18 protein-coding genes are annotated in these 20,955 nt (G+C 73.1%); 9 read left to right on the top strand and 9 right to left on the bottom strand.

Going from position 1 to position 20,955, the window contains the following annotated elements:
* Positions 1 to 60: 60 nt before the first annotated feature.
* A complete protein-coding gene (locus GGQ69_RS08930) occupies positions 61 to 4,209 on the top strand; it encodes a DUF4011 domain-containing protein (RefSeq protein WP_183527314.1) in 4,149 nt (1,382 codons plus the stop codon).
* A 304-nt stretch (positions 4,210 to 4,513) separates the two neighbouring features.
* On the opposite strand, the gene GGQ69_RS08925 is transcribed toward GGQ69_RS08930, so the two are convergent.
* From GGQ69_RS08925 to GGQ69_RS08915, 3 genes are all read right to left on the bottom strand, one after another.
* Positions 4,514 to 5,413, bottom strand: coding sequence for a hypothetical protein (locus tag GGQ69_RS08925; protein WP_183527312.1), 900 nt, complete (start codon positions 5,411 to 5,413; stop codon positions 4,514 to 4,516).
* Positions 5,414 to 5,508: 95 nt separating this feature from the next.
* Positions 5,509 to 5,886: an FmdB family zinc ribbon protein gene (locus GGQ69_RS08920; protein WP_183527310.1), complete on the bottom strand. Its 378-nt coding sequence runs from the start codon at positions 5,884 to 5,886 to the stop codon at positions 5,509 to 5,511.
* 95 nt (positions 5,887 to 5,981) lie between these two features.
* Complete coding sequence (locus GGQ69_RS08915) at positions 5,982 to 6,713, bottom strand: 5-formyltetrahydrofolate cyclo-ligase (RefSeq protein WP_183527308.1); 732 nt, start codon at positions 6,711 to 6,713, stop codon at positions 5,982 to 5,984.
* A 66-nt stretch (positions 6,714 to 6,779) separates the two neighbouring features.
* Here GGQ69_RS08915 and GGQ69_RS08910 point away from each other — a divergent pair, with 66 nt between their 5' ends.
* The 3 genes from GGQ69_RS08910 to GGQ69_RS08900 all read left to right on the top strand — a co-directional run bounded on the left by GGQ69_RS08910 (position 6,780) and on the right by GGQ69_RS08900 (position 9,683).
* Complete coding sequence (locus GGQ69_RS08910) at positions 6,780 to 7,409, top strand: GNAT family N-acetyltransferase (protein ID WP_183527306.1); 630 nt, start codon at positions 6,780 to 6,782, stop codon at positions 7,407 to 7,409.
* A 157-nt stretch (positions 7,410 to 7,566) separates the two neighbouring features.
* Entirely contained in the window at positions 7,567 to 8,436 is an 870-nt protein-coding gene (locus GGQ69_RS08905) for a hypothetical protein (protein WP_183527304.1), read from the top strand.
* 17 nt (positions 8,437 to 8,453) lie between these two features.
* Complete coding sequence (locus GGQ69_RS08900) at positions 8,454 to 9,683, top strand: phosphotransferase family protein (protein WP_183527302.1); 1,230 nt, start codon at positions 8,454 to 8,456, stop codon at positions 9,681 to 9,683.
* Here GGQ69_RS08900 and GGQ69_RS08895 read toward each other — a convergent pair.
* The 4 genes from GGQ69_RS08895 to GGQ69_RS16855 all read right to left on the bottom strand — a co-directional run bounded on the left by GGQ69_RS08895 (position 9,662) and on the right by GGQ69_RS16855 (position 14,707).
* Positions 9,662 to 10,360, bottom strand: a complete 699-nt coding sequence (locus GGQ69_RS08895) for a response regulator transcription factor (RefSeq protein WP_183527300.1) — start codon at positions 10,358 to 10,360, stop codon at positions 9,662 to 9,664. The two genes, GGQ69_RS08900 and GGQ69_RS08895, sit on opposite strands and share 22 nt — an antisense overlap.
* Complete coding sequence (locus GGQ69_RS08890) at positions 10,357 to 11,991, bottom strand: cell wall metabolism sensor histidine kinase WalK (RefSeq protein ID WP_183527298.1); 1,635 nt, start codon at positions 11,989 to 11,991, stop codon at positions 10,357 to 10,359. The genes GGQ69_RS08895 and GGQ69_RS08890 overlap by 4 nt, the downstream gene beginning before the upstream one ends.
* Before the next feature lie 21 nt (positions 11,992 to 12,012).
* On the bottom strand, positions 12,013 to 12,573 hold the full coding sequence (locus GGQ69_RS08885) for a hypothetical protein (RefSeq protein ID WP_183527295.1): 561 nt from the start codon (positions 12,571 to 12,573) through the stop codon (positions 12,013 to 12,015).
* A 139-nt stretch (positions 12,574 to 12,712) separates the two neighbouring features.
* Positions 12,713 to 14,707, bottom strand: coding sequence for a tetratricopeptide repeat protein (locus tag GGQ69_RS16855; protein WP_183527293.1), 1,995 nt, complete (start codon positions 14,705 to 14,707; stop codon positions 12,713 to 12,715).
* Positions 14,708 to 14,820: 113 nt separating this feature from the next.
* Here GGQ69_RS16855 and GGQ69_RS08875 point away from each other — a divergent pair, with 113 nt between their 5' ends.
* From GGQ69_RS08875 to GGQ69_RS08855, 5 genes are all read left to right on the top strand, one after another.
* Positions 14,821 to 15,249 (top strand): NUDIX hydrolase, encoded by a 429-nt coding sequence (locus tag GGQ69_RS08875; RefSeq protein ID WP_183527291.1) that lies wholly within the window; start codon positions 14,821 to 14,823, stop codon positions 15,247 to 15,249.
* Positions 15,246 to 16,352 carry a hypothetical protein gene (locus tag GGQ69_RS08870; protein WP_183527289.1) on the top strand — a complete coding sequence of 369 codons (1,107 nt, stop codon included), beginning with the start codon at positions 15,246 to 15,248 and terminating at the stop codon, positions 16,350 to 16,352. The genes GGQ69_RS08875 and GGQ69_RS08870 overlap by 4 nt, the downstream gene beginning before the upstream one ends.
* A 70-nt stretch (positions 16,353 to 16,422) precedes the next feature.
* Entirely contained in the window at positions 16,423 to 17,655 is a 1,233-nt protein-coding gene (locus GGQ69_RS08865) for a pyridoxal phosphate-dependent aminotransferase (protein ID WP_183527287.1), read from the top strand.
* Between the two features lie 10 nt (positions 17,656 to 17,665).
* Complete coding sequence (locus tag GGQ69_RS08860; RefSeq protein WP_183528485.1) at positions 17,666 to 18,526, top strand: PPK2 family polyphosphate kinase; 861 nt, start codon at positions 17,666 to 17,668, stop codon at positions 18,524 to 18,526.
* A 164-nt stretch (positions 18,527 to 18,690) separates the two neighbouring features.
* The gene (locus tag GGQ69_RS08855; RefSeq protein WP_183527285.1) at positions 18,691 to 19,260 is read left to right on the top strand and encodes a type 1 glutamine amidotransferase domain-containing protein; all 570 of its coding nucleotides are present in this window, start codon (positions 18,691 to 18,693) and stop codon (positions 19,258 to 19,260) included.
* A gap of 80 nt (positions 19,261 to 19,340) precedes the next feature.
* On the opposite strand, the gene GGQ69_RS08850 is transcribed toward GGQ69_RS08855, so the two are convergent.
* The gene (locus tag GGQ69_RS08850) at positions 19,341 to 19,523 is read right to left on the bottom strand and encodes a hypothetical protein (RefSeq protein ID WP_183527283.1); all 183 of its coding nucleotides are present in this window, start codon (positions 19,521 to 19,523) and stop codon (positions 19,341 to 19,343) included.
* Complete coding sequence (locus GGQ69_RS08845) at positions 19,520 to 20,881, bottom strand: OFA family MFS transporter (RefSeq protein WP_183527281.1); 1,362 nt, start codon at positions 20,879 to 20,881, stop codon at positions 19,520 to 19,522. Before GGQ69_RS08845 ends, GGQ69_RS08850 begins: the two co-directional genes overlap by 4 nt.
* Between the last annotated feature and the right edge of the window lie 74 nt (positions 20,882 to 20,955).

Here is a 20,955-nt window from a genome sequence, read left to right as displayed (position 1 = left end):
CCCTGCCGCCCGCCGTCGTCGTGGGCTGCGGGAGCGCGGCCGGCGGCAGGAAGGACAACTGTGACTGAGCAGGACCGAACCCAGAGCCCTGCGGCACCACGGCCGGACGCGGAGACCCCCGACGGCGGCGCCCCCGGTTCCGAGGACCGTCCCACCTTCCCGGCCTGGCTGGCCTCCCTGGGCTCGGGCACCGAGAACGACACCATGCTGCGGTTCGCCCCGTCCTCGGCGAACAGCATCGACATCACCCACTCCCATCCCTCGGGCCTGTCCCAGTTCCTGTCCGGACGCAAGACGCGGCTGTCCACCCTGCTGCGGGACCAGGAACAGTTCGTGGCCGCCCGCGGCGCGGCCCGGCAGCTGCGCGGCAAGATCCAGGAGCTGGCCGAAGACCGCGGCGTCGATGTCGGCTACCTCGCCACCGGCGTGGCGACCTGGCGGACCATCGAGGAGGGCCGCTCCACGCAGATGTCCGCTCCGGTGCTGCTGGCACGGCTGACCCTGACCCTGCGCAGCGAGCAGGACGACTACGAGGTCCAGATCACCGAACGCGCCCGGCTCAACCCGGCGCTGGCGCGGTACTTCCGGGACACCTTCGGGATCGCCCTGGACGCCGACGACTACCTGCGGGCCGCCTACGCCACCGCCAAGCTGGAGCCGATGCCGGCCCTGGAGCTGCTGCGCTCGGAGGCCCGCCGGCTGCGCGGGCTGGTCGTGGAGAACCGGCTGCTGGTCTCCACCTTCGCCGACCTCGCGGACACCGCCTCCGTGGACGTGGTGGACTCCACCCACCCCGTGGTCGCGGCGCTGTACGACGCCGGGTCCGGCATGGTGCCGCGCCGCGGCGAGCTCACGGACACGGGGCTGGCGCCGCTGGACGAGCGTGACCCGCGGGACGAGACGCTGGTGCTGGACGCCGATCCCTCGCAGCAGGAGGCCCTGGACCACATCGCCGCCGGCCACGACCTCGTGGTCGTCACCCCTCCCGGGACCGGGCAGACGCAGACCGCGGCCAACGCCGTGGCGCAACTGGCCGCGGCGGGCAAGCGGGTGCTCGTGGTGGCCGAGCGGACCGCCACCCTGGACGACTTCCGCCGCCGGCTCGGCTCGGTGGAGCTGGACAGCCTGGCCCTGGACCTGCCGGCCGGGGCCACCCCCGAGTCCCTGCGCCGCCAGCTGATCCGCGCCCTGCTGCGGGTGGAGCGCGCCCAGGAGCCCGCCACCACCCGGTTGAACGCCACCCTCGTGGAGCGCCGGCACCAACTGCGCGACCACCTGCGCAGCCTGCACAACACGCGGGACCGCTGGGGCTGCTCGCCGTTCCAGGCCATGCAGTCGCTGGCGGCCCTGACCGCGCTGGATCCGGCGCCGTCCACCACGGTGCGGCTCAAGCGCTCGGTGCTGGACGCGACCGTCAACCGCGAGGAGACCGCGGCCAAGCTCATCCGCGCCGGGGAGCTCGGGGCGTTCTCCCGCGCCTCCACGGAGAGCCCCTGGTACGGGGCACGGTTGCGCAACGTCCAGGAGACCGAGGAGGCGTACGGCCTGGCCGAGGACCTCGCCGCCGCCCTGCCGGTGCTGCGGGAGCAGCTCGAGAACGCGACCGAGCAGGCCCAGCTGCGTCCCGGGTCCACGTTCGCGGAGTGGGTGCGTCAGATCCAGGTGATGTCGGCCGTGCGCACCTCCCTGGACCAGTTCACCCCGGACATCTTCGACCGTCCCGTCACGGACCTGATCTCGGCCACCGCCTCGGGCCAGTGGCGCAAGCAGCACGGCGTGGAGATGTCCTCCATGACCCGTTCCCGCCTGCGCCGCGTGGCCAAGGAGTACATCCGTCCGGGCATGCACGTGGCGGACCTGCACGAGTCCCTCGTCCAGGTGCAGGCCCAGCGCGCGGAGTGGGCCCAGTGGGCCGTCTCCAAGCGCCACCCCTCGGTCCCGTCCGGGCTCGAGGCGCTGTCGGCCAAGGGCCAGGAGGTGGCCGGGGAACTCGGGCGCCTGCAGCGCATGCTCGCGGAGCCGCGCCGGGACGCGGACCGGCTCGACCGGTTGCACGTGGACGAGCTCAGCACCGTGCTGGACCGGTTGGTGGCGGACCAGGAGACCCTCAAGACCCTGCCCGAGCGCACCCTGGTCGGCGACCAGCTGCGCGAGCACGGACTGCAGGAGCTCACGGCGGACCTGCAGCAGCGCGAGGTCCCCGTGCAGCAACTGCGATCCGAGCTGGAGCTGGCCTGGTGGCAGTCCGCCCTGGAGGCGATGATCTCCGGGGACGACTACCTCGCCATGACGGACGCCGCCTCCCTGCGCCGCATCGAGTCCGAGTACCGGCTGGCGGACGCCACCCACCTGGAGACCGGCAGCCAGCGGCTGAACTGGACGCTGTCCCAGCAGTGGAAGAAGGCCAGTTCCTACCATCGCGCCTCGGCCCGGGTGCTGCGTGGCCTGCTCAAGGACGGCAACCCCGACCCGGAGACCCTGGCCGCCCTGGAGCCCGGACTGCTGCAGTCCCTCGTGCCCGTCTGGACGACCTCGCCACTGGCGCTGGCCGAGTTCCCCGCGGACCTGGGCTTCGACACCGTCCTGCTGCTCGACGCCGAGTCGCTGGCCCTGAGCACCGCCCTGGGCGCGATCAGCCGCGGGCGTCAGGTGGTCGCGTTCGGGGACGGGACCTCCGGGTCGCCCAAGCCGTTCAACGTCTCGGTGGACCCGACGGCCACGGTGCGCTCTCCCCGCGAGGTCGACTCCGCCTTCTCCGCCCTGATCCGGGTGCTGCCCAGCGTGCAGCTGCGGATCATGCACCGGGGCCTGGAGCGCCGGCTCACCCGGCTGATCGGGGATCAGCTGTACGACGGCCAGCTGGACATGCTGCCCGGTGCGGCCGAACTGACCGGTTCGGACCACCCCGTGCGGGTGGAGTTCCTGCCAGGTGGCACGGGCATGCCCGGCGCCGGGGACGAGGGCGTGGAGTCCACCGTGGCCGAGGTGAACCGGACCATGGACCTGGTCTTCGAGCACATCCGCAAGCGGCCGGAGTCGTCCCTGGCCGTGGTCACCGCCAGCCCCCTGCATGCCCGGCGGGTCGCCGAGGCCATCCGGCTCAACCTGCCGAACAACCCCTGGGCTGCACCGTTCTTCACCCGCGCCGAGGAGCCCTTCGTGGTGGCGCCGATGGCCCGGGCCCACGGTGTGGTCAGGGACCACATCGTCTTCACGCTGGGATACGGCCGGACCCCGCACGGCCGCGTGGTGCATCACTTCGGCCCGTTCTCCGAGGCCGGGGGACGGGAACTGTACGCGACGGCGATGACCCGCGCCCGGGAGCACCTGCACGTGCTCACCTGCGTCCACCCCGACGACCTGGACCCGACACGCCTGGGCAACGGCGCCGCCGACTTCTACGGGCTGCTCGCCACCTACCTCAAGGACGGCGGCCACGTCTCGCACCCGCGGCCGGATGACCCGCTGGTGGCCGACCTCGCGGACCGCCTGCAGCATCGGCACGGGACCGTGGTGCCGCAGTTCGGCGGCAGCATCGACCTGGCCGTGTGGAACCCGTTGGGCACTCCGTCCTGGGACGGCCAGGCCGCGGCCGAGCGGACCGCCCCGGTGGCGCTGATCTCCGACGGCTCGGAGTCCTACCGCCGGATGAGCGTGCGGGAGCGGTCCCGTCAGCGGCCCCAGCAACTCGAGCGCAGCGGCTGGCAGTACTACCCGCTGTGGACCATCGACGTGTTCGCCGACCCCGCCGGGTGCGCCGAGGCGGTGGCGTCCATCCTGGGCCTGCCGGCGGCCGGAGACGGTCCCGGTGACGTCCTCTCAGAGGACGGTCTCCATCCGCGCGCGGTGGCGCGGGCGATCCCCGCCGCAGTGCCCGAGGACGCGCCGGTGAGCGCGTCGACGGGCGCACCGGACGGCCCGGAGGCGGACTCCCCGACGTCGGCGGACAGGGCGGGCACGGGCGCCACCGCCGGGACCGAGGCCGGGACCGACACCGAGGCCGAGACCGACACCGAGGCCCCGGACACCGATGCCGACGGCGTGGACGCCGGGGATTCCGCCCCCGAGCTGGACAACGTCGTGCACCTCACCGTCGTCTCCGGGGGTTCCGAAGACGATCACGCGGCCGGGGACCCTGCCCCTGAGGGTGTCTCGGGCGCAGGTTCCTCGGTCTTCGATCCGGCCGGCCACGACGTTGACTCCCGCTGACCCCTCGCCCGCCGGCGCCGCGGGCTCCACGCCCCGGCGCCGCGGGGGCCGGGCCGGACATCGTCGGGCCGACGCCCCGGGCACCGGGCCGGCCAGCGCCGACGCCCCGGGCACCGGGCCGGCCAGCGCCGACGGGCCCGAGCCGCAGCTGGACGGTCTCCCGCTCGGGGACCGGTCGTCGCCGGGCCGGTCCGCCGGGCAGGGATCCACGCCGACGTCCACACCGGCTCCGCGTCTGTCCGAGCGCGACCGCTGGATCCTGGAGCAGAAGCCTCCCCACTGGGGCTAGGACCCCAGGGCGGGGTCAGGGTCCCGGGTCCTGGACGGCGCTCTCGCCGGACAGCAGGACCGTCAGCTCCCGGGACAGGGCCGCTGCCGCCAGCGCCGCGCCCGCGCCGTCCGGGACGGCCAGCACCAGCACCGGGCCGGAGCCGGAGCCGGAGGACCGGTCCTGCAACACCTCGAGACGCTGGGCCAGGACACTGCCGTCCATGCCGATGACGTCCACGGGATCACCCGTGCTCACGAGCGACAGGGCGGCCGGGTCGGCGATGCGGACGGCCACGGGCCGGTGGCCGGCGGGCGCCGCGGGCACCGGCGGGGCCGCGGCGGCATCGCCCGGGACCGCATCGGCGACGGCAGCCGTCTCCGCGGCCCCGGCCACGTCCGTGGGCACCATGGCGCCTCCGGCCCCGGGTGGAAGGACTGGCACCAGTGGGTCGGCCTGCGCCCCCGAGCCCGCCATCCCGGAGTCCTCCGCCGCGATCGGGTCCTCCGCTGCGACCGGGTCCTCCGCTGCCGGGCCCACAGCGGAGACCGAGGCGGGATCCACGCCGGGACCGGTGGCCACGAACAGCGCTCCGGCCACGGCCAAGGGAAGGGCGGCCACCGCCAGGCGCAGGCGCGTCCGGCGCCGTCCCGATGCTCGGCCGGCACCGCCGTCCGTGCCGCCGTCCGTGCCGCCTGCACCCGACGGGTCGCCGTCGTCGGGCTCGGCGGACGAGCCGGCCAGGTGGGCCGGTGGGGGAGCGGCGAGGCGCCGGCGGATCAGCGCCCGCTCACGGCGCAGGGCGGATCGCTCTCGGCGCCGCAGGGAGCCGGACCGGTCCGGGGAGGGTCGTCCGCGGGAGACGGTGGCGGGGCCGCGCGAGGCAGGGCGTCGGCGCGGTGACGGTTCGGGTGTGCACGGGACTCCGGTGGCCATGCCGCGAGCACATCAGGTCGCGGCGGGCCTCCGCCGGGGGGTGCCGTGGGGGCGGGGACGGCGCGCCGGGCGCCGGTCGGCGGTGGAGTACCGGCTCAGACGGAGGCGGGCGCCGGCGTCTTGGCCGGTGTGGAACCGGAGGACGCCGGGGCGGGGGAGCCGGACGTCTTCTCGGCGGGGGCCGGGCTGCCCGAGTCCGTGGAACCGGTGGAGGACGCCGAGGAGCCCTCGGAGCTGCCGGAGCCGTTCGAGGACGCCGCCGTGGAGGCACCGCTGCCCTTGGAGCCGGATCCGTCCGAGCGGGAGTCGGTGCGGTAGAAGCCGGACCCCTTGAACACGACGCCCACGGAGTTGAACTTCTTGCGCAGCGTTCCCTCACACTCGGGGCAGACCGTGAGCGAATCGTCGCTGAACGACTGGACGATGTCGAACGCGTGACCGCAGTCCTTGCAGGCGTAGGCGTAGGTGGGCACCGGGGACACTCCTTCCGGCCAGCCGTGGGCCGGGCAGGGACAGACCGTTCCGTCCGCCGGGCGGGCTTGGCACTCGCACGTTTCGAGTGCCAATGCTACACCCCCGGGGACGTCTCCTCGTCGCCGAACCACGTGAGGCCGTCGGCGGTGACCGCCCCGTCCACCGGCACGTCGAACTCCCCGGCGGGGATGAACCCGCGGCTCATGAGCTCGTGCCGGAACACGGACGCGAGGGTGACCGGGCCGTTCTCACCGTTCGTGCCGTCCTGGCGCTGCCGGCGCACCCCGGCCAGGAATCGGTCGTAGTACCCGCCACCCTGTCCCATCCGGATGCCGCGCAGGTCCACCACCTGGGCGGGCACCAGGACGAGGTCCACGGTGCGCATCGTCTCGAGCCCGTACCGTTCGCCGACCGGCTCGTCGATGGGGGCCACGGGGCTGCGGGCCAGTTCCACACCCGGGAACCAGCGCGCCCAGGACAGCTGGCGCTCCGGCTCGGTGATGGGCACCAGCACCTCGACCCCGGCCTCGTGCAACGCCTGGCGCAGCGGGCCGGTGTCCGGCTCGGTCCCGTAGGACATCACGACGGCGGCGCGCCGGTGGCGTGCGCGCGGCAGGTACCAGTCGAGCACGTGGCGGGTGAGGGCGCGCGACTGCTCGGCCCTCTCGTCCTCGCCCAGCTCGCGGCGCCGCGCCCGCCACAGCGTGCGGACGTCCTGCTTGCGCCACTGCAGCGTTTCCTCGGGCGTGGATCCGCGGTCGCCGGTCAGCTTGGCGGAGTACTGGGCCTCGGGCTGGTTCTGGGGTGCGGTTTCGTTGGGGGACACGTCTCCCATTGTGCCTCGCCGGGACACCTCGGGGTCCTGGCTCCGACCGGGCCATAGGATCGAGCCATGGCTCCTGCGCAGAACCACTCGTGGCCCGTGACCCTGGAGCACGGGGACCTGGTGCTGCGCCCCTTCCGGCGCTGGGACCAGGAGGAGTGGATGGCACTGAGGTCCCGGAACCGTGCCTGGCTGCAGCCGTGGGACGCGACGAACCCGGTGCCGGAGACGGGGCTGAGGAGCTTCTTCGAGATGCTCCGGGTCCTCAACCGCAGCGGCCGGGACGGCACGGGACTGCCGTGGCTGATCTGCCTGCGCACCACGGTCGCCGGGGACCCGGTCATCGCCGGCCAGTTGAGCGTGTCCTCGATCGTGCGCGGCTCGGCCCAGTCCGCCTCGATCGGCTACTGGATCGACCAGGCGTGGGCCGGTCGGGGGATCGTCCCCACCGCCGTGGCGCTGGCCGTGGACCACTGCTTCGCGTCCCTGGGCCTGCACCGGATCGAGATCAACATCCGTCCCGAGAACGCGGCCAGCCGCAGGGTGGTGGAGAAGCTGGGCTTCCGGCACGAGGGACTGCGCAAGGACTTCCTCCACATCGACGGCGCGTGGCGCGACCACGACTCCTACGCGCTGACCGCCCCCGAGGTCCCCGGGGGACTGCTCTCCCGCCTCGAGCACGAGCGGCCCGCCGGCTGAGGGCGCCCGGCGGGCCGCCCGCACGAGTCCCCGACACCGGCGCACCCAACGGGGAGGCCCGGCGCGCCCGGGCGCGGGGTACGGAGAACGCGCAGGTCCCCGCAACACACCGTGTTGAATCACACGTCGGTAGTTCCGTGCCGGTAGCCTTGGCGGAGTGGACGCAGGCACGGGTATTCTCGAGGAGTCGCTCAGCCTCGCCTTGGGCTACCTTCCGGACATCCGCCTGCACGCCTCACTGGTGCTGTGCGCACTGGTGGTGGCGTGGGTGATCGCCATCCACCGGAGGGCAACCCGCCAGCCCCCGTCCAGAAGCCACCGGAGGAAGTCCATGTCGCGCAACTCCCAGTCCACGCCCGGGGTCGCAGGCCGTTCCCGCGTGTCGTCCGGGTCCGGGTTCCGGATCAGGTGGGACCGCACGATCATCGCCCTCGTGGCAGTGCTGGCCCTCGTGACCGCGGTGGTGACCGGCCTGGCCGCCGCCCTCGGTGCGGGAACCGGTGCGGCCGCCGTCATCTCCGCCCTGCTGGCCGTGGCCGGCGTCGCCTCGTTGCGGGCGCTGGCGCTGCGGGACCGCAAGCGGCGGCGTGACGAGCGGATCGAGCAGGCGTTCACCGAGGCGATGAGTCCGGCTCAGCCGACCGCCGGGCCCACCGGTCACGGTTCCGCCACCGTCTTCGACGCCGCCTCCGGCACGCCCACGGACCAGCGGGACGATGCCGACGTCGTGGCGCCGCCGGCGGCTGACCCGCGCCCGGACGCCGAACCGGCCCCGGTTCCCGACCCGACCCCGGGGACCCGGGCTGACGACGCCCCGCGGCCGTCCGTCCCGCGCCCGACCTACCTGGACGCGGCCGAGGCGCACCGTCCGCTGCCGGAACCCCTGGCCCGCCCGGAGGTCCCGGCCCACCAGCCGGGCACCAAGCTCAAGGCCGGAGTGTCCGATGAGTACCTGGCCAAGGTCCAGGCCACGGCCAACCGTCCCCTGGACCTGGACAAGGTCCTGGAACGCCGCCGGGCCGTCTGACGACGGGGGACGGGCCGATGCTCCGGCCGGCGCCCGGAGAGCACGCGGAGAACCGGCAGGTCGCGTACCTGTCCTCCCCGGACGTGCGCTCGAGCATCGAGCGCGTCCTGGAGGTCCAGGGCCTGAGGCCGCTGCACGACGCCGAACTGGTGGACCTCCAGCACCGCCCCGGCGCCGGCGCCACCGGCGTCTTCCGGGTCCGGACGGCACCCGGCCCCGGTGAGTCCACGCCACCCGAGCTGTACGTCGCCCTGACCGCGGAATCGGTCCCCGAGGACGCCGTGATCGATGCCGGCCGCGCCGCGGACACCGACTGGTCCGCGTGGTTCCACCCCCACGACCCACGGCTGCACGGACTGGCGCTGGCCTCGGACCCCGAGTCCGTGGCATCGGTCTGGGGCGCCGGGGATCCCCTGACGGACCTGCAGACCGTCAGCTACCGACCGCTGCGGCGGGCGGTCCTGCGGGCCGTGTTCGGCAGCCGGACCGTGTTCCTGAAGGTGATGCGCGGCGGACAGGCCACGGGACTGCACCACCGGCACGTGCTGCTGGCGGCGGCCGGCGTTCCGGTCCCGCCCGTGCTGGGCCCACCGGTGGCCGACGTCCTGGCCCTGGGGCAGGGCGCGGGCACGGTCCTGGCGGGACAGATCATGGCGGACGGCGCCCGGCGGATCGATCCGGCCGAGGTCACCCAGCTGCTGGACCGCATGCCCGCCGAGCTGCTGTCCCTGCCGCGGCGGGAGGCATGGGCGGACCGCACCCCCTCCTACGGCCATGCCGCGGCCACGGCGCTTCCGGACCAGGCCCGCCGTATCCGGTCCCTGGTGGACCACCTGCAACGGCAGCTGGACTGCTCGGACCGCGGCCCCCTGGTTCCCGCCCACGGTGACCTCTACGAGGCGAACCTGCTGGTGGCGGAGGGGCGGATCAGCTGCGTGCTGGACATCGACGGCGCCGGTCCCGGGCACCGGGTGGACGACCTGGCCTGCTTCCTGGGGCACCTGGCGGTGCTGCCGACGGTCGACGAGCGGTACGTCTTCACCGACTCGGCGCTGCGCCGGTTCCACTCGCACTTCGTGACGACCGTGGACCCCGTCGCCCTGGCGTGCCGGTCGGCGTCGGTGGCGCTGTCCCTGGTGGCCGGTGCCCGGGACTCCGGCCGCCGGGACTGGCAGTCGGCGGCCCGGAAGCGGCTGGACATCGCGGAGTCGCTGCTCGGGCTGCCTCAGTCGGCCTCGGGCTGGTAGTCCTTCTCATCCACCAGCCGGTAGCCCACGCCCCGGACGGTGACGAAGCGGGAGGCGCCGAGCTTGTTGCGCAGGTAGCGCACGTACACGTCCACCACGTTGGAACCGGGGTCGAAGTCGTAGCCCCAGACCCGGGACAGCAGCTGTTCCCGGCTCAGGGCCTGGCCCGGGTGGCGCATGAACGTCTCGGCCAGGGAGAACTCCCGGGCGGAGAGGTCCACCTCCACCCCGCCGATCGCGGCTACGTGCCGCAGGGGGTCGAGCTCCAGGTCCGCATGGCGCAGCACCGGGTCCTCGGGGGCCTGGCCGTTGCCGTTGTCACCGCGCAGCCGCAGCCGGACCCGGGCCACCAGCTCGGCGAAACGGAACGGCTTGGGCACGTAGTCGTCGGCGCCCGAGGTCAGCCCGGTGACGGTGTCCTCGCCGGAGGTGCGGGCGGTGAGGATGATCACCGGCAGGCTCGCGTCCTGCGCCCTGATCCTCTTGAGCACCTCGAACCCGTCCATGTCCGGCAGCCCCAGGTCCAGGATGACCAGCTCGAAACCACCGGTCAGGGCCAGCACGAGGCCCTCGCGACCGGTGGCGGCGACGGTGGTCGCCAGGCCCTCCGCCTTCAGGCCCTTGGCCACGAACGAACTGATCCGCGGCTCGTCTTCGATCATCAGAATCTGGCTCACGCCACACCGTCCTTGGAGGGGGGTTGCTGGTCCCCGGGGGCCCCGGCCCCCGGGATGGACGTCTCGAGGGCCCGGCCGGTCCGGCACGCCGTCGTGTCATCCGTCTCCGACGGTACCGCCGGGGACGATCCGTCGGCCGGAGGGTCCTCCTCGGTCAGGGGCAGGTCCATGAAGAAGGTCGACCCGATGCCGGGCGCGGACTGGACGTCCACCGTGCCCCCGTGGGCGCTCACGATCGCGGTGACGATGTTCAGGCCCAGCCCCGAGCCCTCGGCGCGGGTGCTGTTGGCACCACGGCCGAAGCGCTTGAAGATGCGCTCTCGGTCCTCGGACCGGATGCCGATGCCCTGGTCCCGGACCCACAGCCGCAGATGGCCGTTGAGCACCTGGGAGCCGAGGGAGACCTTGGATGCGTCCTCGGAGTACTTCACGGCGTTGGAGGCCAGCTGCAGCCAGGCCTGGGTGATGCGCCGGCCGTCGAGGGGGACGGTCACGTCCGCCGCGTGGTCCAGCGTCCAGACCCGTTCGCCCAGCTGCGTGGCCTTGCCCAGGACGTCGCGCGTCAGGGCGCCCACCTCCATCGGCTCGGGCTCGACGAAGTCCGGCCGGCCCGACGTGGCCAGGGTCACCAGGTCCTCCACCAGCAGGCGCATGCGGTCCAGCTCGTCGAGGGCGATCTCCCGCACCTCGCGCACGTCGGCCGGGTCCTCGGCGTCCTGCAGTTCCAGGTGGCCCTGGACGATGGTGATCGGGGTCCGCAACTCGTGGCCGACGTCGTCCAGCAGCTGGCGCTGCGAGGAGAACGACTCCTGGAGCCGGTCCAGCATCTCGTTGAACGTGGTGGCCAGCTCGGCGACGTCATCCTGGCCGGAGACGGGGACGCGGCCGTTGAGGTCCGTCCCGGAGATCTCCGCGGCGGTGGACTGCAAGGTGCGCAACGGCCGCAGCAGCCGTCCCACCAGGACCCACCCGGCCAGGCCGACCACGCCCATCACGCCCAGGCCGACCCCGCCGTAGGACAGGAACGAGGAGTTGAGCCCCGCCAACTGGGCGGAGTAGTCGAAGGCCAGCAGCAGCATCGACGGGGCGGTGTCGTTGTCGAAGCGGATGGGGACCGCGATCGCCCGGTAGGTGGTCTGGGCCGTGGAGACCGTCTCGAGCCGGACCGAGTCGCCCCCGAAGTGGCCCTGAGCCCACGAGATCAGCTCGGGGTCGTCCTCCAGGCGCACCTCGACGGCATCCGAGGCGGTCCAGCTGATCCGCCCGTCCCGCAGGCCCAGCATGCCCTCGTCGTCGGCGGGCAGGGTGCGCTGCATGGCGGTGAAGACCAGCTGGTCCGAAGCGGAGAAGGGCTCACCGGTCTCGGGATCGATGCCCTCCTGTGCGAGGATGCGGAACTCCTGGACCGAACGCTTCAACGAGTCGTCGATCTGCCCGTTCATGACGGCGCGCTGCAGCAGGTAGGCCGTGGCGCCGGACAGCAGCAGCGCCAGGGCGGTCAGCAGGACCAGCAGTCCGACCACGCGGGTGCGCACGGGCAGTGCGCTCCAGCGGCGGACCGGGCGCGCACGGCTCAGCAGGCCGCCGGTCCGGGAGGCATCCCGGCCGGGCGGGTGGGCGCGCGGGATCATGCGTGCCCGCCGGGGGACGCATCAGTCATCGTCGTCATCCCCGTCGTCGTCACCGTCATCCCCGTCGTCATCGTCATCGTCCCGGTCGTCATCATCGTCATCGGCGGGCGACTGCGGTGCCGGGGCGGGGACGGGCTGCGGGGCCGCCGGCGGGGCCTGGCGGGTGCGGGGCTGTGCGGCCTGGCTGTCGGAGCCGGTGTCCCCGGAGGACGCCGAGCCGCCGGAGGAACCCGCACGGGCCGGGGCAGACGTCTCCGGGGCGGGACGGGCGGAGATCCTCGCCCGGGAGACGGCCGGGTCGGAGCCGTCCGTGCGGCCCGTGACGCCCGATGACCCGGCCGAGGGCGTCCCGTCCTGGGGGGAGGACGGCGCGGTCGAGGCGTCACCGGGGGAACCGGTCCCGGCCGCGGAGGGCGCGTTGTGCCGCTGCGCCGTCGGGGCATCCGTCACGGCGATCAGCGGGGCCAGTTCCACGGAGCTGGGCCGGGCCGCGAGGACCGCGACGCCCAGAGCCGCCACGACCGCCGCCACCATCAGGACGACGGCGGCTTTCAATCCTCTGCCCGCGTTCTTCATGGCCATGATCCTTCCGCATCCGGATGAGCCGAAGATGAGAGACCGGCCCCGGTCGACGAGGAGAGGACGACCGTCCGGCGGACGGGGGCCGACGCGGCGGGGGCCGACGCGGCGGGGGCGGACCGGCGGTGGCGGACCGGCAGGGTCACCCGGTCGGGGGATCGCCGTCCTGGTCCGCGTCCGGATCCGGGTCCTGCCCGGGATCGGGAGCCCGGGCCTCGTCCACGACCTGCTCGGCATCCAGCTCCAGGGCCAGGTCCAGGGCCTGGTCGAGGGTCTGATCGAGGGCCTGGTCGAAGGTCTGGTCCAGGTCCGCCTCCGGATGCGCGTCCCCACCCTGCTCCGCCTGCGGGTCCGGGTCCTGCTCCGAGGAGGCGGCGTCCGCACGGAGGCGGGCCAGGGCGGCGCCCTCCTCATCACCGGCCAGGTCCAGGGACTGCGCCAGCCCCAGCCAGGCCGCCATCCGCAGGTACCGGGCCGTGTCCTGCTGCTCCGTGATCATCCGGAACAGGGAGGCCGCCTCCTCGGCCCGCTCCTGCTCCAGGAGCACGTAGGCGGCGAACAGCTCGGCGTTGGAGGCCGCGGTGGTGTCCTGGGAGGCGGCGAACAGGTCCGCCGCCGTCAGTGCCGAGGACACCGCGGCCGGGCCCTGGCGCAGGGCCCACAGCCCGCGGGCACGGGTGTCCGTGAAGTCTGCCTCGTGCCACGCCGCGGAGGAGTCCTGGGCCAGGGCGATCGCCTCGTCCAGCAGGGCCACCCCCCGCTCCTGGCCCAGCTCGCACAGCACGTGGCCGAGGGCGTGCAGGGCCTGGGGCAGCACGGCCGGGTCGTCCTCGTCCTCGACCCGGCGGGCCAGCTCGACGGCCCGGGAGAACCGTTCTGCCGCGTCCTCGGCACGTTCCTGCCGGTTCAGCAGGGCCCCGGCCGCCAGGCACATCCGGGCGGCCTCGGCCAGGGACCCGGCCTCCTGGAACAGGCCCGACGCGCGGTCCCAGTGCTCCAGCGCCTCGTCCGGACGCCCCTGGTGACGGGCGGCGTGGCCCAGGTCCACGAGTGCCCGGGCCAGCCCGGGCAGCCGACGGGCGGCCTCCTCGCGGCGCACCAGTCCCGCCAGGACGCGCTCGGCGAGCGCGTGCTCCTCGGCCTCGAGCAGCTGGTGCCCCAGGGCCAGGGTGAGGTCCGAGGCCTCCGGCACCTCGCCCTGCTCGGCCTGGGCGACCGCGACCTTCCAGGCGAGGATGGAGGACTGCTGGTCGCCGGCGTCGTGCGCCAGGCCCGCCAGCAGCGCAGCGGCCGACGCCGCGCCCTTCCGGACCCCGGCGGCGGCGTGCAGCTCCACGGCGCGCAGCGCGTCGGCCGCTGCCTGGGCCGCGTCACCGAGCTCGTGGGCGACCACCGCCTTGAGCATCCACATGGCCGCGCGGACCGCGCGGTTGGCCTTGCCGGCCAGCACCTCGTCCGCGACCTCCGCCGCGCTCTCGGGCTCATGGGACATCAGGTGGACGTGGGCCAGGAACATCCGGGTCGAGGACAGGGACTCCGGGGCCACGGCGATGCCGGCGCCCACCCGGGCGTCCAGGATGTCCAGGCACTCCTCGAGCAGGTCCACCGCCGGATCCAGGCGGCCGTCCTCCACGTTGCGCACCGCCAGCGCCACCAGCACGTCCGGCAGGACGGTGTCCACGGAGCGCGCGGACCGGGCGCGCTCGGCCTCCAGCAGGCCCTCCAGCACGGTGGCCTCGAACGACTCCGGTTCGCGCAGCAGCATGGTGCCCAGCTCGGACTCCATCCGGGCCTGGTGGGGATACCCGGCCTCCACCAGCAGCTGGGAGCGCTCCGCGATGTACCGGGTGGCCGCGGCATGGTCGCCCTGCATCTCCGCCACCGAGGCCAGTGCGCGCAGCAGTCCGGCCCGGTTGAACGGGTCCTGGCCGCCGCGGGCCTGCAGACCGGCGCGGGCCGCGCGCCCGGCCAGGGCCAGGTCCTCCGCGTAGGCGGCCTCGTAGGAGGCGTCCAGCCAGCCGCGGGCCGTCTCCGGGTCGTCCTGGGAGTTGGTCAGCGAGCGCCGGGCCAGCACGGCGCCCAGCCGCGGCGCCAGGTCCTCGGGCAGGCCCGGGGTGGGCGTGTCCTCCTCGCTCACGACCGGCCCTCCCTTCTCTCGAATCCAGTGGTATGCGTGCACAGCCCACCCAGTATTCCAGAGACGCGGGGGAGGGGCGGGGTCGGCGCCCGCGGCCTCCTAGACTGGAGTCCATGGATTTCGACACCAGGGCGGGTGCCTACGGAGTGATCGTCCAGGACGGAGCCCTGTTGCTGAGCCTGTGGCAGGGGCCGCGTGAGGCGATCTGGACGCTGCCCGGCGGCAGGATCGAGCTGGGGGAGCAGCCCGAACAGGCCTGCCTGCGCGAGATCGAGGAGGAGACCGGGTACACGGCCCGCCTCGACGGCCTGCTCGGTGTCATCAGCCGCACCATCGACCCGGAGCACCGGACCCATGCCACGCGGCGCTCCCTGCTGGCGGTCCAGGTGCTGTACCGGGCCGAGATCGTCTCCGGCCGGCTGCGCGCCGAGGTCGGGGGGTCATCCATCGACGCCGCGTGGCTCCCGCTGGACGAGCTGCAGCGGCACCGGACCTCCCCGCACGTGCACCGTGCCCTCGACCTGGCCGGGGTGCGCCGATGAGGCGCACCGCGCCGGGCTGGGCCGCCGCGAGTCTCGCCCTCACCGTGACCCTGGCCGGGTGCACTCCCGCGGACTCCGGCCCGGGCGCCACCGCCTCCTCGACGGCGGGACCGGTGACGGTGGTCGGGGGAACCCGGCCCGAGGAGCAGCTCCTGGCCCGCGTCGCGGTCCGGCACCTGCAGAACCACGGTGTCAACACCGTCATGGGCGAGCCCTCGACCGTCCCCTGGGGTGCCGCCGGAGACCAGCAGGTGGCGATCGTGGACTCGCTCGCCATGGCCTCCGAGGTCGCCCCCGCGGCCCTGGCCGGCCCGGTCCCGACGCCGTCCCCGTCACCGACGGCGTCGGCCGTGCCCACCGCGGGCGCTTCCCCGGCGACCGATGGGCCGTCCCCGGGCACGAGGTCACCCACCCGCACGGCGAGCCCCACGGACCCGGCCCCGGCCTCCCCGACCGGTCACCCGACCGCCACCGGCACCCCCACGCCGCTGCCGGACGGCGCCCCGGCCTCCGACGCCGCGGGCACCACGGCCATCGTGGTGGACCACCTGCCAGAGGGCACCGAGGTCATCGGGGAGTCCGCCGGGACGTTGCGGCTGCAGGCCGTGACCACGACGGCCACGGCCGGCCTGTACTCGATGGAGGAGCTGGGCGACCTCAACGGCCTGTGCGACCGGATGGTCTTCACCCCCGAGGCCGCCGGGGCCCTCGAGACCCGTCGGCTCGAGGTCCTGGCCGGCTGCGAACCGGACGAGTGGATCGCGCCGGGCGAGGACGGACCGGCCGTCGACCTGGTGACGGGACGGGCCGACGTCGCCATGCTCTACGGCACCGATCCCGCGATCGCCGACCACGCCCTGGTGCCCCTGGGTGACCCGGAGCGGATCCTGCCCGAAGGCCGGGTCCTGCTCGTGGCCGATCCTCAGGACGTGCCCGGCACCGCGACCGGAGCGCTGGGCGAGCTCGCCGGACAGCTGAGCGGGGAGCACCTGGCCGAGCTGCAACGGCTCTCCGCCGGCCCGGACGCCCTGCCGCCCGAGGAGGCCGCCCAGTACTGGTTGGTGTCGGCCGGCCTGGAGCAGGCACCGGAGCGCTGGTTCTAGGGGCCGGATTCCCGTCTTCCCGGTGGGTGATACGCGCCAAGTCGCGCCCTGCGGTGGGAGGATGGTGGGCATGGCAAAGACACGGACCGGTCAGATCAAGCAGTCCTCCAAGCTCCTGAACGTGCGGTACGACGTGCGCGGGCCGATCCTCGAGGAGGCCCAGCGCATGGAGGCGGCCGGCCACCGCATCATGAAGCTGAACATCGGCAACCCCGCCCCCTTCGGCTTCGAGGCCCCGGACGCGATCCTCAAGGACATGGTCTCCCACCTGCCGCACGCGCAGGGATACTCCGACTCCCAGGGCATCTACTCGGCCCGGACCGCGGTCAGCCAGTACTACCAGTCGCGCGGGATCATGGGCATCGAGGTGGAGGACATCTTCATCGGCAACGGCGTCTCCGAGCTGATCTCCATGGTGCTGCAGGCCCTGGTCGACGACGGCGACGAGGTGCTCATCCCCGCCCCGGACTACCCGCTCTGGACCGGCGCCACCACGCTGTCCGGCGGGCGTGCCGTGCACTACCGCTGCATGGAGGAGGAGGGCTGGGCCCCGGACCTGGAGGACATCGAGGCCCGGATCACCGACCGCACCAAGGCGATCGTCATCATCAACCCGAACAACCCCACCGGGGCGGTGTACTCCCGCCAGGTGCTCTCCGGGATCGTGGAGATCGCCCGCAAGCACAACCTGGTGTTGATGAGCGACGAGATCTACGAGAAGATCCTCTACGACGGTGCCCGTCACATCAACGCCGCCGGACTGTCCGACGACGTCCTCACCCTGACGTTCTCCGGGCTGTCCAAGGCGTACCGCGTGGCCGGGTACCGGGCCGGCTGGGTGGCGATCTCCGGGCCGAAGCACCGCGCCACGGACTTCATCGAGGGGCTCACCCTGCTCTCCAACATGCGCATGTGTGCCAATGTCCCGGGCCAGCACGCCATCCAGACCGCCCTGGGCGGTTACCAGTCCATCAACGACCTCATCCTGCCCGGCGGACGGCTGCTCGAGCAGCGCAACACCGCCCAACGGCTGCTGGCCGAGATCCCCGGCGTCACCGTGCAGCCCGCCCACGGCGCGCTCTACCTGTTCCCGCGGCTGGACCCGGAGGTCTACGAGATCGAGGACGACGAGCAGTTCGTCATCGAGCTGCTGCGCGCCCAGAAGATCCTCGTCTCCCACGGCCGGGCCTTCAACTACCCGGACACGGACCACTTCCGGCTGGTCACGCTGCCCAACGTCCGGGACCTGGAGATCGCGATCGAACGCATCGCCGACTTCCTGGAGGAATACCGTGAGCGCTAAGAAGCACGTGATGGACTTCGAGGGACCACCCTGGGAGCTGCTGCGCGCCCGGACCCGCGACGGGGTCATCAAGGGACCCGCGGACATCCATCCCGACTCCAAACCGGGGTACCTGGGCGGCAGGGCCGAGGGGGAGGCCACCCTGGCCATCCGCGCCGAACGGCTCTCGCAGCTGCAGGAGCTGCTCTACGCCAACGGCGTGTCCGGCAACGGCAAGGGTGCCTCCGTGCTGCTGGTGGTCCAGGCCATGGACACCGCCGGCAAGGGCGGGATCATGCGCAACGTGGCGGGTGCCATGGACCCCCAGGGGGTGGAGACCGCGGCCTTCAAGGCCCCCACCGAGGAGGAGAGGAGCCACCACTTCCTGTGGCGGGTCCGCAAGCACCTGCCCGACCCCGGTTTCGTGGCGGTCTTCGACCGGTCCCACTACGAGGACGTGCTGATCCACCGGGTGCGGCAGCTGACCTCACTGCACACGATCGAGCGGCGGTACGAGGAGATCCGGCGGTTCGAGCGGGACCTGGCGGAGCGCAACACGCGGATCGTCAAGGTCATGCTGCACATCACCAAGGAGGAGCAGCAGGACCGGCTGGCCGAACGGCTGGACCGTCCGGACAAGTTCTGGAAGTACGCACCCGGTGACGTGGACGAGCGCGCCCACTGGGACGAGTACATGGACGCCTACCGGGTCGCGATCGAGGAGACGGACGCGGACCACGCCCCGTGGTTCATCGTCCCGGCCAACCGCAAGTGGTACTCACGGATCGCCGTCCAGGAGCTGCTGATCACCGCCCTGGAGTCGCTGGAACTGCAGTGGCCGCCCGCGGACTTCGACGTGGCCCTGGAGAAGCGGCGGCTGGCGGAGAGCTGACCCGGGCGGCCGGGGGACCGGCGCCGGTGGGTGGACGGTGGCGCCGCGGCCTGTCGTCCCCGCCGGTTGAGCGCTGTGGGCGAACACCCCTTGCGGCACCCCCGGGGGCACCGGTCTAGGGTGGGATGACAGACCGATCCATCCGCTCTCCAGGAGGTACCGACATGACCGGACAGCAGTTGCAGGGACAGACCATCGCCTTCCTCGCCACCCGGGGCGTGGAGCAGGTCGAGCTCACCTCGCCGTGGGAGGCCGTCAAGGCCGCCGGCGGCCAGCCGGTGCTCGTCTCCCCCGAGTCCGACTCCATCACCGCGATGAACGGGGACTGGGAGCACGGCGACTCCTTCCCCGTGGACCACCAGGTCGGCTCCGTCTCCTCCGGGCAGTTCGATGCGCTCGTGATGCCCGGTGGCACCCTGAACGCCGACGCGCTGCGGGCCGACCAGGACGTCCAGGCGTTCGTGCGCGGCTTCTTCGAGGAGCACAAGCCGGTGGCCGCCATCTGCCACGCGCCCTGGACCCTCATCAGTGCCGGAGTGGTCTCCGGCCGGAAGCTCACCAGCTACCACTCCCTGTCCGAGGACCTGCAGAACGCCGGTGCCACCTGGGTGGACGAGGAGGTCGTGGTCGACCAGGGCCTGACCACCAGCCGGAACCCGGGCGACCTGGAGGCGTTCAACGCCAAGCTCGTCGAGGAGTTCGCCGAGGGCAGGCACGCCGGCCAGACGGCCTGAGCCGTCGGCACGACGACACATTCCGGCCCCGGCCGGACCCGCAGGTCGCGGGTCCGGCCGGGGCCGGCGTCATGGGTGCCTCAGCCCGTGAACAGGGCGGAGGCCTTCAGGGCCGTCTGGACCAGCCCGTAGGCCAGTGCGGCGATGACGATCAGGGCCAGGACGAGGGCAGTCGTCCGGTAGGCACCGCCGGTGCCGGCCGGTTCCCGGGTGACCGGGGCGGCGCCGCCCGCGGTGCTGCTGCCTGCGTTGGGTGTGCTCACTGGACGTACTCCTTCTCGCGGTCCCGGCCCTCCGGGACGTGGTGCTTGGGGTGGACGGGGCGGACCAGGAGGTTGGCGAGGAAGCCGATCGCGAGCAGCCCGACCATGATGTAGAGCGAGAGCGAGTACAGGCTGGCGCCGGTCAGCCCGCTGTCCGCCTGGGCCTCGATCACGCTGTTGACGATCAGGGGACCGGCGATGCCCGCCGCCGACCAGGCGGTCAGCAGCCGGCCGTGGATGGCTCCCACCTGGAAGACCCCGAACAGGTCCTTCAGGTAGGCCGGGATGGTGGAGAAGCCTCCGCCGTAGAAGGACAGGATGACCATCGTGGCGAGGATGAACACGACCACGTTGGCCCCTCCCATCAGGGCGATGACGAGGTACAGCGCCAGTCCGACGCCGAGGTACATCATGTAGTTGTTCTTCCGGCCCCAGGAGTCCGAGGTGGCGGACCAGACGAAGCGGCCGGCCATGTTGGCCAGGGACAGCAGTCCCACGAAGCCCGCCGCCGCCGCCGGGGTGATCCAGTCGAAGTAGTCCTGGATCATGGGAGCGGCGTTCTCCAGGATGCCGATGCCGGCGGTGACGTTGCAGAACAGCACGATCCACAGCAGCCAGAACTGGGGCGTGCGGATCGCCGAGTCCGCGGACACGTTCGCCGTCGTCTGCAACGGCTTGGCGGCCGCCGTCGAGGGGTCCCAGCCGGCGGGCGTCCAGTCCGGGTGCGGGACGCGGATCACGATCGCCCCGAGGGAGATGACGACGGCGTAGACGGCGGCCAGGGTCAGGAAGGTCTGCAGCAGGCCCGCCTCCAGGTTCGCGGGATCGGTGCCGCCGCCGAAGAAAGCCATGAGGCTGTTGGACAGGGGGCTGGCGATCAGGGCGCCACCGCCGAAGCCCATGAAGGCCAGCCCCGTGGCCAACCCGGGCCGGTCCGGGAACCACTTCATCAGCGTGGACACCGGGGAGATGTACCCGATGCCCAGGCCGATGCCGCCCACCACGCCGTAGCCGAGGTAGACCAGCCAGAGCTGCCCCGTGGCGATGCCGAGGCTGGCGACGAGGAACCCGGCCACCCAGAAGGTCCCGGCCACGACCATGGACTTGCGCGGTCCCGACCGTTCCACCCAGGTACCCCCGAAGGCGGCGGCCAGACCGAGCATGGCGATGGCCACAGAGAAGATCCACCCGACGGCGACCTCACCGGTGTCGAAATGTCCCATCATGGGGATCTTGAAGACGCTGAACGCGTACACCTGGCCGATGCAGAGGTGGATGGCCAGGGCCGCCGCGGGGATCAGCCATCGGTTGAACTGCCGGGGGGCGACGATGGCCTCCCGATCGAGGATGCTGGGCATGGTGGTGCGGTCCCTCTCCGGGTGGCCGCTCGGGGGCGGGTGCGCGGGCCGACGGACCGGAACGGGTCCGTCCG

It is taken from the genome of Micrococcus sp. TA1, from assembly GCF_014199555.1.
In the GTDB taxonomy this organism is placed as follows: Bacteria; Actinomycetota; Actinomycetes; order Actinomycetales; family Micrococcaceae; genus Citricoccus.
Note: the sequence above shows the minus strand (reverse complement) of the source record. Positions and strands in the feature narration are given on the sequence as shown.

Bases quoted from the DNA above. Each gene is read 5' to 3' on its own strand.
- GGQ69_RS08925 (WP_183527312.1), bottom strand. From the start codon at position 5,413: ATGGCCACCGGAGTCCCGTGCACACCCGAACCGTCACCGCGCCGACGC.
- GGQ69_RS08910 (WP_183527306.1), top strand. From the start codon at position 6,780: ATGGCTCCTGCGCAGAACCACTCGTGGCCCGTGACCCTGGAGCACGGG.
- GGQ69_RS08900 (WP_183527302.1), top strand. From the start codon at position 8,454: ATGCTCCGGCCGGCGCCCGGAGAGCACGCGGAGAACCGGCAGGTCGCG.
- GGQ69_RS08890 (WP_183527298.1), bottom strand. From the start codon at position 11,991: ATGATCCCGCGCGCCCACCCGCCCGGCCGGGATGCCTCCCGGACCGGC.
- GGQ69_RS08885 (WP_183527295.1), bottom strand. From the start codon at position 12,573: ATGGCCATGAAGAACGCGGGCAGAGGATTGAAAGCCGCCGTCGTCCTG.
- GGQ69_RS08875 (WP_183527291.1), top strand. From the start codon at position 14,821: ATGGATTTCGACACCAGGGCGGGTGCCTACGGAGTGATCGTCCAGGAC.
- GGQ69_RS08870 (WP_183527289.1), top strand. From the start codon at position 15,246: ATGAGGCGCACCGCGCCGGGCTGGGCCGCCGCGAGTCTCGCCCTCACC.
- GGQ69_RS08865 (WP_183527287.1), top strand. From the start codon at position 16,423: ATGGCAAAGACACGGACCGGTCAGATCAAGCAGTCCTCCAAGCTCCTG.
- GGQ69_RS08860 (WP_183528485.1), top strand. From the start codon at position 17,666: ATGGACTTCGAGGGACCACCCTGGGAGCTGCTGCGCGCCCGGACCCGC.
- GGQ69_RS08855 (WP_183527285.1), top strand. From the start codon at position 18,691: ATGACCGGACAGCAGTTGCAGGGACAGACCATCGCCTTCCTCGCCACC.
- GGQ69_RS08845 (WP_183527281.1), bottom strand. From the start codon at position 20,881: ATGCCCAGCATCCTCGATCGGGAGGCCATCGTCGCCCCCCGGCAGTTC.